The 16,220-nt window shown below is 28.9% G+C and carries 18 protein-coding genes; 13 read left to right on the top strand and 5 right to left on the bottom strand.

Annotation, left to right across the window (positions count from 1 at the left end; genetic code table 11):
• Positions 1-81 precede the first annotated feature (81 nt).
• Together KV700_RS01090 and KV700_RS01085 are read left to right on the top strand one after the other, a co-directional pair.
• Positions 82-672, top strand: a complete 591-nt coding sequence (locus KV700_RS01090) for a hypothetical protein (RefSeq protein WP_218599882.1) — start codon at positions 82-84, stop codon at positions 670-672.
• A gap of 184 nt (positions 673-856) precedes the next feature.
• Complete coding sequence (locus KV700_RS01085; RefSeq protein ID WP_218598763.1) at positions 857-2,194, top strand: DUF2268 domain-containing putative Zn-dependent protease; 1,338 nt, start codon at positions 857-859, stop codon at positions 2,192-2,194.
• Between the two features lie 46 nt (positions 2,195-2,240).
• Here the strand turns inward: KV700_RS01085 and KV700_RS01080 are convergent, their stop codons facing one another.
• Positions 2,241-3,212, bottom strand: coding sequence for an IS110 family transposase (locus tag KV700_RS01080; protein WP_218598762.1), 972 nt, complete (start codon positions 3,210-3,212; stop codon positions 2,241-2,243).
• A 341-nt stretch (positions 3,213-3,553) separates the two neighbouring features.
• Between KV700_RS01080 and KV700_RS01075 the strand changes: the two genes are divergently transcribed.
• The 4 genes from KV700_RS01075 to KV700_RS01060 all read left to right on the top strand — a co-directional run bounded on the left by KV700_RS01075 (position 3,554) and on the right by KV700_RS01060 (position 6,212).
• A complete protein-coding gene (locus tag KV700_RS01075; protein WP_218598761.1) occupies positions 3,554-4,306 on the top strand; it encodes a hypothetical protein in 753 nt (250 codons plus the stop codon).
• A gap of 188 nt (positions 4,307-4,494) precedes the next feature.
• On the top strand, positions 4,495-4,947 hold the full coding sequence (locus KV700_RS01070) for a DUF4174 domain-containing protein (RefSeq protein ID WP_240914613.1): 453 nt from the start codon (positions 4,495-4,497) through the stop codon (positions 4,945-4,947).
• A 47-nt stretch (positions 4,948-4,994) separates the two neighbouring features.
• A complete protein-coding gene (locus KV700_RS01065) occupies positions 4,995-5,360 on the top strand; it encodes a hypothetical protein (RefSeq protein ID WP_218598760.1) in 366 nt (121 codons plus the stop codon).
• A gap of 321 nt (positions 5,361-5,681) precedes the next feature.
• Positions 5,682-6,212 carry a GNAT family N-acetyltransferase gene (locus KV700_RS01060; protein ID WP_218598759.1) on the top strand — a complete coding sequence of 177 codons (531 nt, stop codon included), beginning with the start codon at positions 5,682-5,684 and terminating at the stop codon, positions 6,210-6,212.
• An 84-nt stretch (positions 6,213-6,296) separates the two neighbouring features.
• Here the strand turns inward: KV700_RS01060 and KV700_RS01055 are convergent, their stop codons facing one another.
• Together KV700_RS01055 and KV700_RS01050 are read right to left on the bottom strand one after the other, a co-directional pair.
• Positions 6,297-6,593: a DUF721 domain-containing protein gene (locus KV700_RS01055; RefSeq protein ID WP_166386475.1), complete on the bottom strand. Its 297-nt coding sequence runs from the start codon at positions 6,591-6,593 to the stop codon at positions 6,297-6,299.
• 102 nt (positions 6,594-6,695) lie between these two features.
• Entirely contained in the window at positions 6,696-7,775 is a 1,080-nt protein-coding gene (locus KV700_RS01050) for a DNA replication/repair protein RecF (RefSeq protein WP_166386473.1), read from the bottom strand.
• A gap of 88 nt (positions 7,776-7,863) precedes the next feature.
• Here KV700_RS01050 and KV700_RS01045 point away from each other — a divergent pair, with 88 nt between their 5' ends.
• The 7 genes from KV700_RS01045 (at position 7,864) to KV700_RS01015 (ending at position 14,200) form a co-directional block, all read left to right on the top strand.
• A complete protein-coding gene (locus KV700_RS01045; RefSeq protein WP_254712950.1) occupies positions 7,864-8,655 on the top strand; it encodes a tol-pal system YbgF family protein in 792 nt (263 codons plus the stop codon).
• Between the two features lie 92 nt (positions 8,656-8,747).
• On the top strand, positions 8,748-9,254 hold the full coding sequence (ribH, locus tag KV700_RS01040) for a 6,7-dimethyl-8-ribityllumazine synthase (protein ID WP_166386471.1): 507 nt from the start codon (positions 8,748-8,750) through the stop codon (positions 9,252-9,254).
• A 256-nt stretch (positions 9,255-9,510) separates the two neighbouring features.
• Positions 9,511-9,786 (top strand): riboflavin synthase subunit beta, encoded by a 276-nt coding sequence (locus tag KV700_RS01035; RefSeq protein ID WP_166386469.1) that lies wholly within the window; start codon positions 9,511-9,513, stop codon positions 9,784-9,786.
• On the top strand, positions 9,786-11,600 hold the full coding sequence (mutL, locus tag KV700_RS01030; RefSeq protein ID WP_218598758.1) for a DNA mismatch repair endonuclease MutL: 1,815 nt from the start codon (positions 9,786-9,788) through the stop codon (positions 11,598-11,600). The genes KV700_RS01035 and mutL overlap by 1 nt, the downstream gene beginning before the upstream one ends.
• A gap of 2 nt (positions 11,601-11,602) precedes the next feature.
• A complete protein-coding gene (locus KV700_RS01025; protein WP_165733389.1) occupies positions 11,603-12,337 on the top strand; it encodes a rhomboid family intramembrane serine protease in 735 nt (244 codons plus the stop codon).
• Positions 12,337-13,188, top strand: a complete 852-nt coding sequence (locus KV700_RS01020; protein WP_218598757.1) for a rhomboid family intramembrane serine protease — start codon at positions 12,337-12,339, stop codon at positions 13,186-13,188. The genes KV700_RS01025 and KV700_RS01020 overlap by 1 nt, the downstream gene beginning before the upstream one ends.
• Positions 13,189-13,339: 151 nt before the next feature.
• Positions 13,340-14,200 carry an endonuclease/exonuclease/phosphatase family protein gene (locus KV700_RS01015; RefSeq protein WP_240914611.1) on the top strand — a complete coding sequence of 287 codons (861 nt, stop codon included), beginning with the start codon at positions 13,340-13,342 and terminating at the stop codon, positions 14,198-14,200.
• 29 nt (positions 14,201-14,229) lie between these two features.
• Here KV700_RS01015 and KV700_RS01010 read toward each other — a convergent pair whose 3' ends face one another.
• Entirely contained in the window at positions 14,230-15,399 is a 1,170-nt protein-coding gene (locus KV700_RS01010) for an NAD(P)/FAD-dependent oxidoreductase (protein WP_218598756.1), read from the bottom strand.
• 225 nt (positions 15,400-15,624) lie between these two features.
• Entirely contained in the window at positions 15,625-16,119 is a 495-nt protein-coding gene (locus tag KV700_RS01005; RefSeq protein WP_254712996.1) for a GNAT family N-acetyltransferase, read from the bottom strand.
• Positions 16,120-16,220: the final 101 nt, after the last annotated feature.

Raw genomic sequence — 16,220 nt, 5'->3', positions numbered from 1 at the left:
TACGTCTGATTTTCCTTCGGAAAATCCTCGCACTCAAACACGCAACTTTCCATATACATAAACGTTAGCTACAATATGAAAATGACAAAAATTGACGAAAGAAAGAATATTATAGTTTCTCTAAAATCTAGTTTTGGAGAACCAAAAAAGGGAATTGAAAAAAGATTTCAATTTCTAAAAGGAATGACTATTTTAAATTTAACACTTACTATTTTTAGCGCAGGAATTTTAGTTTTATCTATTATTTCTAATTTATTTAATTATGAGATTTTTAAATGGGAGAAAACTGGACTTTTAGCTATTTTGAGTTTAAGTTTTGTATTAAATCTACCAAATCAATTTTATGAATTAAAATTACTTAATCATTTGAAAAAAATCAATTCAAAATCGGAATTTGAAGGAATTGAAAAACTAAATATAGAATTAAAAAACATAATTGAAAAACTAAATAATAGATTGAAAAATGGTTGGCTTGAAATAATTTTGGCAATAATAATTATGATAATGGGGATTTGGCAAATGGGGTTTTCTAATAATAATAATAATAACCCATATTGGAATTATATGAAATTACCGATTTTAGCATTTTACGGAATAATATTATTTCGATTTGTATTTACGAATAGAAAAATTAATGAAAATATTAATAAAACAGAAAAATACTGTAGCTAACACCGTGTAAAAAAAATTGCTAAATTAGTACTTAACTAAAAGCAGTTGCATTTTTGCAAACAACAATTTTCCTGCGGAAAATAGCCGTTCACAAAAATCACAACTTTCATTACACAACAACGTTGGTAAAAATGAAAAATTGTAACAAAATAAAAACATAATACTCTTTAATAAAAAACGAACAATGAAAAAAGAAATATTTGTATTCTTACTATTTTTTTCTAGTATGATTTTTGGACAAAACATTCAAAAAATCGAATTCAACACTAATTTTTCAGAAACGAACCTTAGTAATTCCTCAGACTTATCATACCAACTACATCTAAAAAAAAGAGGGTTATATAAAATTTCTGTTTTACAACAAGGAATTGATGTGGCTTTGATTCTTAAGGATAATAAAAATAATACCTTAATTGAAAAAGATTCACATAACGGAATAAATGGATTAGAAAAATTTGAATTTATACCTTCAGAAACTGCTAATTATACACTTACAATAAAAAGACTTGATGATGAAGGGAATCCAGAAAACGGAAAAATTTCTATTAAAATTAAAGAGTACACAAACTCTGAAATAAAAGAGCTAGAAAAAATAAAAAAGGAATTAGAACCTGAAAACAAAAAAATAGTTCAAACCATAGATATTGACCACTTTTGGGAAGCTTTTGATAATCTAAAAAAAAGTAAATCTCGTAAAGACAGTATTGCTTCTTTTCAAAAAATATATCTTAATAGAGCCACAGACGGTTTAAAAGATTTTATTGTTGCACGAGACTTTACAGCAGAAAAGTTTGTTGATGCAGTATCTATGATGCCAAAATTTTACAATTCAATAAGAAAAAATACGCTTGAAGTAAAAAATATAGTTGACAACCTTAACGGACTCATAGTAAATTTTAAAAATATTTATCCACAATTTGAAACAAAAAAAATATGTTTTGCAATAGGAATTGTTAATACAGGTGGAACAGTTTCTGATAATTATTTACTTATAGGAACAGAAATTAGTACTTCAAATAAAGATGTTGACCTATCTGAATTTACCAATGAAGCTTATCGTAAAATTTTAGAAAGAGGTGATGATGTTACTCAAAAAATTAAAAATATGGTCGCTCACGAATATGTACATACACAACAAAATCGTAATATGAATAACAATATTGTCGGGTGTGATTTATTAGAGGCTGTTATAATCGAGGGTATGTGCGATTTTATAGGCGAATTAATCTCTGGTGACCAAATCAATAAAGTTGCACAAGAATATGGAGATGCACACGAAAAAGAGCTTTGGATTGAATTTAAAAATGAATTATGTAATAAAAGCTCTAAAAACTGGTTGTATAATTATGATTCTTCGAAGGATAGACCCGCAGATCTTGGCTATTATATTGGATACCAAATATCAAAAGAGTATTACAAAAATATGACCGATAAGAAACAGGCTATATATGATATTCTTAATATGAATGACCCTATAACATTTTTACAAAAAAGCAAATACGACCAGAAGGAAAAGCAATAAAACTTTTACCAACAAAGTACTGTGGTAAAAAACAAGTAAAAACTCATTAATTTTTCACTAAAACACTTCTATAATTATTATCATAAGTTAATCCTGATTTAGCGATAGCAAAAGCCTGTTTTAATAACTTATTACAAACCGCTATTAAGGCTAGTTTTTTACTCTTTCCCTTAGCTACTATTCTATCATAAATTGATTTGCAAGCATGGTTATATTTACATGCATTAAAACTGCACATAAATAGTAAATTCCGAAGCTTTTGATTTCCCATTTTACTAATTCTGGGACGTCCTTTTACACTACTTCCACTTTGTCGTATTACCGGAGTTAAACCAGCATAACTACAAAGTTCACTTCCACTTGTAAAGCGATCAAAACCATCCGTTAGAACAACTAGCATTAGGGAGGTTTTAGGACCTATTCCTGGAATGCTTTTTAAATCAGTTAAAAGTTTCTGATGGAATTCTTTTACTAAAAATAACAATTTATCTTCGATCGTTTTCATATCTTTCTGGAGTTCTTTTAAAATTCGTTTGAAGGAACTCACTACAGATTTACTAGGAATTCCTAAAACCGTTTCTCCATGTATTTTATTCTTAAGCATAGTGCTTTGTTTTGTATACACAGACAGGAGTCTAATCATCTGAAGACATTCTAATTGATGCTTTGAATTACCTCTCCATAGCTTTAATTCAACCTGTTTAGCATATTCACAAATTAACCTCGAATCGCTTTTATCTGTCTTAATTTTAGACAGCTTCATCTGAATAAACCGTTTTACAGATAAAGGATTCTCTACTGAAACTTTAATACCTTGTTCTTCTAAATAATAAGCTAACTGGTAATGATAATAACCAGTAGCTTCCATCACACAATGACTATTAATATCTAACAGTTTTACGAACTTTTTAAAGCCCAAAATACTATTTTTAAACTGGTAATAATTACCAAAAGAATCGGTAACATCAAAAACTAAATGACTGATGTCAAGTCCAAAATATTTTATATCTTTATTCATAAGAAAATGTTTTTTGAAAGGACATACTACGCGAGTTTCAACGACTTAAAATCGAGGTCTAAAAGCCTCATAGAACTGTACGAAATCTGTGTAGAAAAGAGAGGGGATTTTCAATGTTGACGAGATCTATTGTCTCTCCGTATATAATAACCTTATTCCTCTCTTTTGTGCTTTCTTATTATATGTCTTAAATTTAGTGTTTTTATTAAAATGCTAACTTAAGCCGTATATAATTTATTGCTGCCTTCTTGCCTACTTGCGAAAGTCCTATCGGACTTTCTTGGTCGGTAATTATTAACTAAATTCACTGCTTAAACAACACAACAACGTTGCCAGCAATTATGAAAAAAATACTGCACATAACATTATTTCTATTCTCTATCGGAGTTTTTGCGTGTGATTGTATGCCACCGAATTTAACTGAAAAGTATTCTAAATCTGAATTTGTTGCAAAAGTCAAAATCGTTAGAAACTATAGCAATGAAAACTCAAAAGAACTATATAAAGCAGACATAATTGTTGAAGAACTTTTTAAAGGCAAGAATATAAAATCAATAATTATTGCTGGACGTAGCGATGGGAAAATAGGGAGTTCTTGCTCTATGTTTATACCAGAGAATACTGAATTAATAATTTATACCAGTAAAAATAAAAATGGAAATTACGTTGTTGGAATGTGTTCTGGATTGCTTCGTTTTAACGATTGGAATATCAAAAAACAAAGAAAAGAACTAGAAATTTTAAAAGCTCTTAAGTCTAAAGATATAAATTTTACAAATAAAATAAGTTTTAGACCTGAAAGTAATATAAGGAACGAATTACAGCAATTCAAAGGGATTAAACTTGAAAAAAAATATGGTATCTATGAAATAAAATTTGAATCTGACTTAACAATTAAAAGCGTAAGCAAATTAATTGGATTTGATAATCCTATCGACCTAAAACTAATTGAAATTATTAGGCAAACAAAACAGTCTAGCTTTGATAAAGAAATAAAGAACAAAGTGCCAGAAAACAGTAGATTACTAATCGGAATTTATTATTACGATCGAGAAAAATCAAATTCGAGTTTTTTAAGTCAATATCACCTGTGAAAAATAACTGGTACCAACACCAAATAAACTTTATTGCTGGTTTTGGCTCACTTGCGAAATTCCTCCAGAATTTCGCCGTTCGTACTTTATTTAGTAAATTCACTGTTTAAACAACGCAACAAAGCTTATACAACAACGCTGGACACAATGTTCACATCAAAATAAAAAAAATGATAATAAATGAGTTATTGACAATCAGAATAATTTTAATAATGATTGGGTGCTCGTCATTTATGAATTTAAACGGACAAAATTTAAAAAAACATAAATGGAGAAATAGAGTATTAATTGTTAAAACATCCGATATAAAATCAAAAAAATATCAAGAACAACTCAACGAATTTAAAAACTCAATTGAAGAACTAATTGATAGAAAATTTATATTGTATCAAATAACTGGAGATGATTTTGTACTGCTAGATTATAAAAATAATGAGTTGAATAATTCTGGAAAAATATCTAGAAAACTAACAGATACCATTTTAAATGAAAAAGAAAATTTTGAGGTAATTTTAATAGGATTAGATGGAGGAATAAAACTTCAACAAACAGAAATATTGATGAAAGAAGATCTTTTTAACATAACAGATTCAATGACCATGAGAAGAAATGAACTAATTAGAAATAAAATTAAAAATTAAAAAAGCACAGCATACAACATTGTATAAAAAAAACACGCCTTTTGTGCTTGATCAAAAGTAATAGTGTATTTGCTTACATAACAACGGACTTTAATGTTAAAAACAAAGTTATTGGACACGATATAAATGGAGTTCAGCAGGATTATTTTGTTTGGAATTCATCATTTGCACCAGCTGGTCTGCTAAAATCAAATACTTCTGATATGTCGAAATTATTGAAAACACTTTTAACCAATAAAGGCAAAATTGGAAAAACTACTTCAATAACAGAACAAACGTTCTATAAAAACACCCAAATGGAAATAGGTTTCGGGCAAGAAATAGAACGAAACGGAAATGACACTTTCTTTTATAAAGCAGGCGACACATTTTCTTGCTCCTCAATTCTTGCTTATGACAAGAAATCTAATTAGGGAATAGTGATAATGATAAACCACAAGAATTCAGATTTGATAAGAGAACTAATAAATACGATTTATAAACAAGCCTTAAGATAAAAAACGTTTGCTAACAAAGTATAAACTTTATTGTTGGTTTTAGCCTACTTGGCAAGTTCCTCTGATACTTTCTTGGTATGTATTTTATTTATTAAATTCACTGCTTAAACAAGGCAACAAAGCTTAGAGTCTGTTGTAAGAAAAAGCATCAGCAATCTAAAAATAATATTATAACAAATACTATCTTTTTAAAAAACTAAATTAATTACCAAAATATAAATTACAGCAAAACCTTCAATGAAACTTTTAAGAATTAAAAATACTTCCGACACCTATTTTCTGGAGGCATGGAAATTGTACGAAGATGCTTTCCCTATTGAAGAACGAAGGTTATTGGATGATCAATCTTTGGTTTTACAAAACGAAGAGTATCATTTTGATGTTATCATAGATAATAACCAGTTTATGGGATTTATATTATGGTGGGATTTTGCTTCCAATAGATACATAGACCACTTTGCGACAGCGGTAGCACAAAGAAACCAAGGTCTTGGAAAAACAATTCTAAATAGTTTTATAGAAAGTAGCAACAAACCAATTATATTAGAGGTAGAATTACCTATTTGCGACCTAAATAAACGGAGAATACAATTTTATAAGAATGTAGGTTTTAAGCAGAATCAGCATCCGTATAAAATGCCTCCTTTAAGGAAAGGATATCCTGCCGTAGAACTACTATTAATGACATACCCAAATAGTATATCTGTAAAAGAGATGGCCTTGTTTGTAGAAAAATGTCATCCTATTATTTTTAAAAATAATTTATAACCTATGGGATTTTAGATAAATAAAAAGCAAAATATAGTGACTATATTTTGCTTTTTATTTATCTATTTAGATTGTTAATATTACCTAGACCAACAATAATTTAGAAATTACATCATCACCAATTTCTTCATTCATCATTTTTATGATCTTATCTTTACCGTAACTTAATTCTTCACGCAAAACAGAAGACGTTAACTGAATAACCAATGTTTTATTTTGCAACTTTACAGAACTGGTATGATTGGCTACACCAGGTCCCATCATTTGAATCCAAGTTTCTTCTATTTTAATTTTTTGCATTCCTTTACTCAAGTTGTTTTCCTTGATAAAACTTTTCATTAAATCTTCTATAGAAAAGGAATCATTTTCTCTTTTTGCCATTTTTTTTTTAGCTTGTCATTGCGAATCAAGTTTTTTTTGCTTGATGCGGCAATCTTATTATTATTAAACAGATTACTTCGTCATTATTCCTCGTAACAAGTATTACAATTTAAAAATCTGATATTCTTTACTCCCTTGTTTTAAGATGTTCTCTGTTCTATCAAAATGCGTATCTGTAATAAATATCTGACCAAATTCATCATTATTTACCAAATCTATAATTTGAGAAACCCTGTTTTCATCTAATTTATCAAAAATATCATCTAACAATAAAATAGGAGTCACATTAGATTGTTGCTTAATAAACTCAAACTGCGCTAATTTTAAAGCGATTAAATATGATTTTTGTTGTCCTTGAGAACCAAACTTTTTAATAGGATAATCGCCAATATCAAAACTTAAATCATCTTTATGTATGCCCGAGGTTGTATATTGAATAATCTTATCTTTTACTAATGATTTCTGTAACAACTCTTGCATTTCAAAATCATGTAACTGACTTTTATACACTAAATTAACATGTTCTTTATCACCAGAAATTATTTGATATTTCTCATTAAAAATCGGAATAAAATCTTCTAAGAAACTTTTTCGAACTTCATAAATACGTGCTCCAAATTCAGAAAGTTGCTCATCATAGACACTTAAATTTAATGCATCAAAAGTTCTATTAGCGGCAAAATACTTTAACAACGCATTTCTTTGACTCAATACCTTATTATAAGATAACAAATCTTTTAAGTAGGTTTTATTTTGTTGAGAAATTACGCCATCAATAAACTTTCTTCTTGTATCACTCCCTTCGGTAACCAAATCTCTATCTGCAGGAGAAATAATAACCAATGGCAACTGACCAATATGTTCAGAAAACTTCTCGTAACTTTTTCCGTTTCGTTTTAAAACCTTCTTTTGTCCCTTTTTTAAACTACAAACAATTTTTTCATTTCTATCGTTTAAAAGATAGTCTCCTTCTATCATAAAAAAACCTTCTCCATGCCTAATATTCTGCACAGCGACAGAATTAAAGTAACTTTTTGTAAAAGACAAGTAATAAATAGCATCTAGAACATTGGTTTTTCCAATACCATTATTACCCACAAAACAGTTTATTTTCTTCTGAAAATCAAAAGTTTGCGACTCAATATTTTTAAAATTAAGTAAAGAAATTCTCTGTAAATACATGGATAAATTTTGATATTGAAAACGTTTTGCAAATTATTGAAAATTTAGCGAATTATCCGCTTTTAAAATCCAATTAAAAAAACTATTTTTGTCGCCACTAATTTTTAAGGAAACAATGGCTACATACAAGAAAAAATATAAGGCAGAAAGTAAACAAGTAGAAAATCAAATTGATGAATCTGAATTTGAAACAGCTGGAGTATTAAATACTTTAGATGAAACAGCTTCAATATCTGAGCAATGGATTGAGAAAAACAATAAACCTTTGTTTTTAGCTTTAATAGCAGTAGTAGTACTGTTTTTAGCATATATGGGTTATACTAAATATGTAGTTGAGCCAAACGAAACCGAAGCTTCTAACGAGTTAGCTTTTCCTAGAAAATATTTTAATGAAGCATCAATTGCAGGTTCTGGAGTAGATTCTTTATTAACTTTAGGTTTAGAAGGTGCAGATGGTAAGTATGGTTTTTTAGACATTGCAGATTCTTTTAGCGGAACGGATGCAGGAAACTTAGCAAACTATTATGCAGGTGTTTCTTATTTACAGATGAAGAAATACGACAAAGCAATTGAGTATTTAAGTAAATTTGATTCTGATGATGAATTATTAGGCCCTGTTTCTATTGGAGCAATTGGTGATGCTTTTGCAGATATAAATCAACTAGAAGATGCTTTAAGTTATTACGAAAAAGCAGCAAACAAAAAAAGTAATGATTTTACAACTCCATTATACTTATTTAAAGCAGGTCAAATTGCTATGGAATTAAAGGATTTTGGTAAAGCAGAAACATTGTTTACAAAAATTAAAGAAAACTATTCTAAATCTGACCAAGGTAGAGATATAGAAAAATACATAGCAGCAGCTAAATACGCTAACTAAAATAGTTTGCAGTTCTCAGTCCACCAGTAAGCAGTTGCAGTAGGCAGTAACTTACTAAATACTGAAACTAAAAACTGAATACTAAAAAAAATATGGCTACAACCAATTTATCAGTTTACGATAAAACAACAATCCCAAATGCGAAATCTTTTCGATTTGGGATTGTTGTTTCTGAATGGAATCCTGAAATTACAGGGAATTTACAAAAAGGAGCAATTGAAACTTTATTAGATTGCGGTGCAACTAAAGAAAACATAATTTCTTGGGATGTACCTGGAAGTTTTGAATTAGTTTATGGTTGCAAAAAAATGATAGCAACACAACAAGTGGATGCAATTATTGCCATTGGAAATGTAATACAAGGAGAAACAAAACATTTCGATTTTGTTTGTGAAGGCGTTACCCAAGGTATTGTAGATTTAAATATAAAATACGATGTACCTGTTATATTTTGTGTTTTAACAGACAATACAAAACAACAATCCTTAGATAGATCTGGCGGAAAATTAGGGAATAAAGGAACCGAATGTGCCGTAGCAGCAATTAAAATGGCTGCACTTAAAAATATTGACGCTAAAAGTGAAAGCATCGGTTATTAATTTTAACTACTTTTCTAAAATAAAGCGATTATCCTGCAAGGTTTTTCTAACCTTGTAGGTATAGTATTCTTAAATAATCACCTAGCTTTTACACTTTAAACCTACAAATTTTTTGAAACCTTGCATGAAAAATTAAGAACTCTTTTAACATCTTTGTTTGAAGAATTCCTTTTAATTCTGTAAATTTGAAATACTTATATAAGTTGGTATAATCCTTGATTTATTCAAGAAATTATAAACCAATAATACTAAAACTATGGGATTTTTAAAACGTACTAATAAAAAATTTGACTACCAACCTCGTTTTTACGAAGGAGAAGGAAGTCCTTTTAAAATTGAACATAAGTTAGATCAGTTTAGAACAACAACGGGTAAAAACAAAGGGATTAAAGGTAAGTTTAGTGATGCTTTTGATGATTTAAAAAACTCAGATAGAAGCGTAAACAAAACACTTTTTTATATTATCGCAATTTTGGTACTTATCTTTTTGTACATCATAGATTTCGATTTATCCATTTTCAATAGAAATTAATGTCGGATATTATTCAATTATTACCAGATCATGTTGCTAACCAAATTGCTGCAGGAGAAGTCGTTCAACGTCCTGCTTCTGTTGTAAAAGAGTTGCTAGAAAATGCCATAGATGCTGGTTCAAACAATATAAAACTTTTATTAAAAGATGCTGGTAAAACGTTAATTCAAGTAATTGATAACGGAAAAGGAATGAGCACTACAGACGCTAGAATGAGTTTTGAGCGTCATGCAACTTCTAAAATACAAAAAGCAGAAGATTTATTTAACCTTAGCACAAAAGGGTTTAGAGGAGAAGCTTTAGCATCTATTGCTGCCATTGCGCATGTAGAATTAAAAACAAAACAAGATACCGAAGAGTTAGGTACTTGTATTAAAATTGAAGGAAGTAAAATTGTATCACAAGATTTTATTTCTACGAGTAAAGGAACTAGTATTGCTGTAAAAAACTTGTTTTACAATATACCTGCGAGAAGAAATTTCTTAAAGTCAGATACCGTTGAAACACGTCACATTATAGATGAATTTCAACGAGTTGCTTTAGCGCATCCAAACATTGCTTTTTTAATGCATCATAACGATAATGAAGTATATCATTTAAAAAGCAGTAATTTAAGAAAACGGATTGTGAGTGTTTTTGGAACTAAAATGAATGAAAAATTAGTTCCTATAAACGAGCAAACCGATATTGTTGGTATAGAAGGTTTTGTTGCAAAACCAGAATTTTCTAAAAGAAAAAGAGGAGAGCAGTTCTTTTTTGTAAATGATCGTTTTATAAAAAGCTCTTACTTAAATCATGCCGTTGTAAATGCCTTTGATGGTTTATTAGAATCAGGATCGCACCCCTCCTACTTTTTATACTTAACAGTACCTGCAAACACTATAGACATTAACATTCATCCTACTAAAACAGAGATAAAGTTTGATAATGAAAAAGCATTGTATGCCATGTTAAGAGCTACTGTAAAACACAGTTTAGGCCAATACAATGTAGCACCTGTTTTAGATTTTAATAGAGATGCAAATTTAGATACACCGTATCATTTTAATTCAAAACCAAAGTCTACTGCTACTCCTAGAATTTCCGTGGATCCAGATTTTAATCCATTTAAAGAAGAAGCGAGTAGAGAAATTCATACGCCGTTTAAAAGAGAGCCTGAAACAGAAAGTTGGGAATCTTTATATACCTCTGTTGCAGATACAGAGGAAGAAATACAATCAGAATTATTTGACAATCAACAAGACATAAAAACACAGAAAACATTTCAAATTCAGCGAAAATACTTACTGAGTTCTATAAAATCTGGTGTGGTTTTAATTAATCAATCTTTAGCGCATCAACGTATTCTATACGAAGAGTTTTTAGAAAGTATTACTGTAAAAGAAGCCAACAGTCAGCAATTATTATTTCCTGTTAAAATTTCTTACACATCCGCAGAAATAGAAATGATTTATACCATTAAGACCGAATTAGAAAATGCTGGTTTTTCTTTTGATGAATTTACAAAAGACAGTGTTACTATAAAAGGAATTCCGGTTTCGGTTACAGAAAGTAAAATAACAATTATCTTAGAAGAGTTATTAAGCGATATAGATTTAGAAGTACCAGATGCTAGTTTTAGTCATTTTGATGTTATGGCAAAATCGTTTGCAAAAACATTGTCTATAAAAACAGGTACACAACTTTCTGAACGAGAACAAGAAGGATTGGTAAATGATTTATTTTCTTGTAAAGAACCGACCGTTTCTCCTTTTGGAAAACCAATTTTTAAAACATTAACATTAAACGAAATAGACAATCTATTTAACAGTTAAAAATGAATACGAAACTTACAGACGCCATAAAACATATAATTATTATAAATGTAATTTTATTTGTTGCACCACAACTTTTAAAATTAGATTTTACAAATATCTTGGCTTTACATTTTCCTGAAAATGAACATTTCGGAATTTGGCAATACGTAACGCACATGTTTATGCATGGTGGTTTTAGTCATATATTGTTTAACATGTACGGTTTATGGGCTTTTGGTACTCCTTTAGAACAAATATGGGGAAAAAAGAAATTTATCTTTTTCTATTTTTCTGCAGGAATTGGAGCTGGAGTTATTTACACATTGGTCAATTATTATCAATTTAATGGTATCTATGAACTTTTTATAAATGCAGGTTTAAATAATTCTGAAGTTTTATCTATCTTAAAATCTGGTAGCACCAATGACGCACGTATTATAGGTGCTATTACACAAGATCAATTTAATCAAATAACCTCTTTATATAATACTCCTGCAGTTGGAGCCTCTGGCGCTGTATATGGTGTTTTAGTCGCTTTTGGTCTTTATTTTAAAGATGCCAAATTAGCATTGATATTTTTCCCGGTTCCTATTGCTGCAAAGTACTTTATACCTGTAATGATTTTGGGAGATTTGTTCTTTGGAATGACAAAATACTCTATTGGAAACATAGCTCATTTTGCGCATGTTGGTGGCGCTCTAATAGGTTTTATAATTGCTTGGTACTGGAAAAAGAACGAATTTAAAACATATTAATGAGTTTTCTAGACGACATAAAGAACCGCTATAAAAGCGGAAATATTGTAGAAAAATTAATCTACATAAACCTTGCTATCTTTGTATTTACCTTGTTAACATCTGTTTTTCAAGATTTATATAAGGGCGAAATAAATTGGGTAGTAACCTGGTTCTCTTTAGATGATAATTATACCTCTTTATTAACTAAACCTTGGACTATTATTAGCTATGGTTTTTTACATGCCGACTTTCTACATATTCTTTTAAATCTAATAACCTTATACTTTGTAGGGAACTTATTTATAGAATATTTTACACAAAAACAATTATTAACGTTCTATCTATTAGGTACTTTCTTTGGTGGAGTTTTATTTATTTTAAGCAATAGTTATTTTCCTTTATTTCAAGATCAATCTTCTATATTAGTAGGTGCTTCCGCAGGTATTTCTGCCATTTTTATAGGTATTACCACCTACATACCCAACTACCAATTAAAAATACGTTTTATTGGCTTTGTTAAGTTATGGCACTTGGGGGCTATTTGGGTAGGTTTAGATATATTAGCACTCTCTGGAGGAAATGCTGGCGGCCATTTTGCACATTTAGGAGGTGCTTTATTTGGTTTTTTGTATGTTCAAAAAGCAGCCAATAAAGAAATACAAATTTTCGATAAAATAGCAGCCCTATTTTCAACAAAAAAGAAACCTTTAAAAACAGTTTACAAATCGCCTAAAAAAACAGTAAAAACCACTAAAGATACTTCTTTAAATCAACAACAAATAGATGCTATTTTAGATAAAATTAGCAAATCTGGTTATGACACTTTAACGAAAGAAGAAAAAGAGTTTTTATTTAAACAAGGAAGATAGTAGTATGAAAAATTTGTCCCCCATAGATAAGATTTTATATTTTATAAACTCAATATTAGCAACCCTACTATTGCTCTCTTATGTACTACATTTTATATCTCCTGCCACCATACCCTTTGTAGCAATTATAAGTCTATTTGTACCGTTTTTAATGATAATTAACTTACTTTTTGCAATCTATTGGTTAATTAGATTGAAAAAACAATTATTACTATCCGTTACAGTTTTTATTATTGGAATCTTTTTTTCCTATCCTTTTTATAAAATTTCAGGTAACAACTCTTCTTTAAATAATGATTTAAAAGTGATGAGTTATAATGTAAAAAGCTTCGATCTTTTTCATAAAAAGAAAGACTCTATTATGCAAGATGGGTACGAATTTATAGCCGCAAAAGATCCAGATGTTATTAGCATACAAGAGTATTATAAATCTAATAAAAACAAATTCTCATTTCCATACAAATACGTAAAACTTCGTCCGAATAGTACTAAATACGGAATGGCAATTTACTCTAAACATAAGATTATTAATGCAGGGTCTTTAGATTTAAAAAGTACTGGTAATAATATTATTTTTGCAGATATATTAAAGAAAAAGGACACCATTAGAATTTATAATATTCATCTAGAATCTTTAAGAATAAAGCCCAATGAAGAAAATTTTGGGGAAGAAAATTCTGAAAAATTAATAGAAAGGGTTTCTAATTCCTTTAAAGAACAAGCAGAACAAACCGTTCAGTTTTTAGCACATGAGCAACAATGGAAAGGAAAAAAAATTGTTTGTGGAGACTTTAATAATACAAGCTATTCTTGGGTATATAACAAAATTTCAAAAGACAAGAAAGACACTTATATAGAATCTGGTAAAGGCTTTGGTAAAACCTACAATTATTGGTTTCCTATGAGAATAGATTTTATTTTAACAGATAAAAATGCCATTAGTAACAAGTTTACTACCTATACAGAAAAATACTCAGATCATTTTGCTATTATGGCTAAAATTAACTGGTAGCACCAAAAATGAGTAGATAGTAATAGTTATTAATAACTCCTTTTTTTTATAACCTTTGTAGCTTTGCCTTCTATTTTATATTTAAATAGCGTTACTACACTTAAAAAAAACATTTTAAATTTAGCAAATCGCAAAGTATAATGACTTGCTTTTAATAATCTTCCAAATTCTTTTTTAATGTCTTTTTCATAGCTCTTTAATATTTGTTCAGAGAAGTTATTTTCTCTTAAACACTTTTCTATATTATTTGCAGCAATAATACCAGACATCATACCCGTACCAATACCTTCTTTATAAAAAGCATTTGCCAAACCTGCTGCATCCCCTACTAATAAAAAACGCTCTCCGGAAATTTTATAATTACCAAAATGAAACGGAATAGACCAACCTCTCCAAGAGTTTACTTTCGTTGCATTTACAAATTGATGTTTAATATATTTATTCGTTTTAATTAGATTTTCTATTTCATGAACTAAATTTATACCATTTTTTTTTATCTGATCAGACCTACCTCCTAAACTAATATTTACTTGACCATCTGACAACGGAAAAACATAAAAAAACAAAAGCGTTTTTTTATAAATCATTCTAACTTCTGCTTCATTTTTTATAGCAAGATCTTGAACCCCCGTAAAATAAGCACTTACAAAAGTAGATGAAAACTTTTTATCTATTTTATTCTGAGCCAATTTACCAGAAACAATAGATTTTGCCCCATCTGCTCCTACCACCATTTTAGACAAAATTTCTTGGCCGTTTTTTAATTTAATACAAACACCATCTATTTGATTTTCAATCACTTTTACTCCATTTCCAAAATATTGACAAGCATATTCGCTAGATAAATGATTGACTAAAAAATGGTCAAAATCGAAACGTTTTGCATAAGAAATAACCATATCCCTATCTTCACTTTCTTTAAATTCAATTTTAGAATTATTGTTTATAAGCAGCGTAATTTTTTTACTATGTATAAATTTAGGATTTTTCAAAAATTCTAAAAACAAATCTTCTCCTAAAAGTTTTAAAGATTTGTAAGCGTATAATATTAGTCCATCTCCACACGTTTTATCTCTAGGAAAAGTAGCTTTATCTACTATACAATGCTTAATTTTTAATTTAGATAACATCAAAGACGTTGCAACGCCAGAGGGTCCTGCGCCAATAATACAAACATCTGTTTTTTTTATTTGACTCATAATTACAATAACTATATTACACTATTTGTATTAAACTTATTTATTAAAGCCATAATCTCATACTATTTTACAAATACACAATTGGCATTTTTAATACACTTTTTCTTAACTTAAACTTCTTCTTAATCTATATTATTTCTTCAACAGAAAACTAAAACACTTCTTTGAATCATTAATACTGTAGAAAAAATACATCACGATACCGAAGCATTAAATTAGCCCTAATTACAGGTACAACTCATATTTGGTTTCCGCCATACCTTCATCATTTATAAAAGTATTTTTTATTTGAAAAAAATTTGCTTCTAAAATTTTAGAAGAAGCTACATTTTCATCTACTACATAGCCAATAATTTTATCCATTTTAAGTTTCTTACAATAAGAAATTAATCCCACACAAACTTCAAAACCAAACCCTTGCTTCCAATATTTTTCTAAAAAACGATAGCCAATTTCATCTTCTAGATTATCTTTAACCAAAGCAACAGTTCCAAGAAATTGATGATCCCTTTTTCTGATGATCGCATAAATCCAAAAATCATTATTAGTGTCACTATATTTTAAAATCAATGTTTTTAACTCTTTTTCGTTTTCAATATAGGTTTTTGGATTTCCTGTAGCATATTTTAAAACATTCTCATTGCTTTCTAGCTGATGAAAAGCTGCTAAATCCTCTAAAATTAGTCTTCTAATAATTAACCTTTCCGTTTCAAAAATCATCAATAATATCGTACTTTTGCGTTTTTAAACTGTTACACACAGTATTTGTAAATATACAATTTGAACTTTAAGAAATAAATCCTTTTTTAAAGTTTTGTTTT

It is taken from the genome of Polaribacter sp. NJDZ03, from assembly GCF_019263805.1.
In the GTDB taxonomy this organism is placed as follows: Bacteria; Bacteroidota; Bacteroidia; order Flavobacteriales; family Flavobacteriaceae; genus Polaribacter.
The sequence above is the reverse complement of the archived record's forward strand: the minus strand, read 5'-3'. Positions and strand labels throughout refer to the sequence as shown.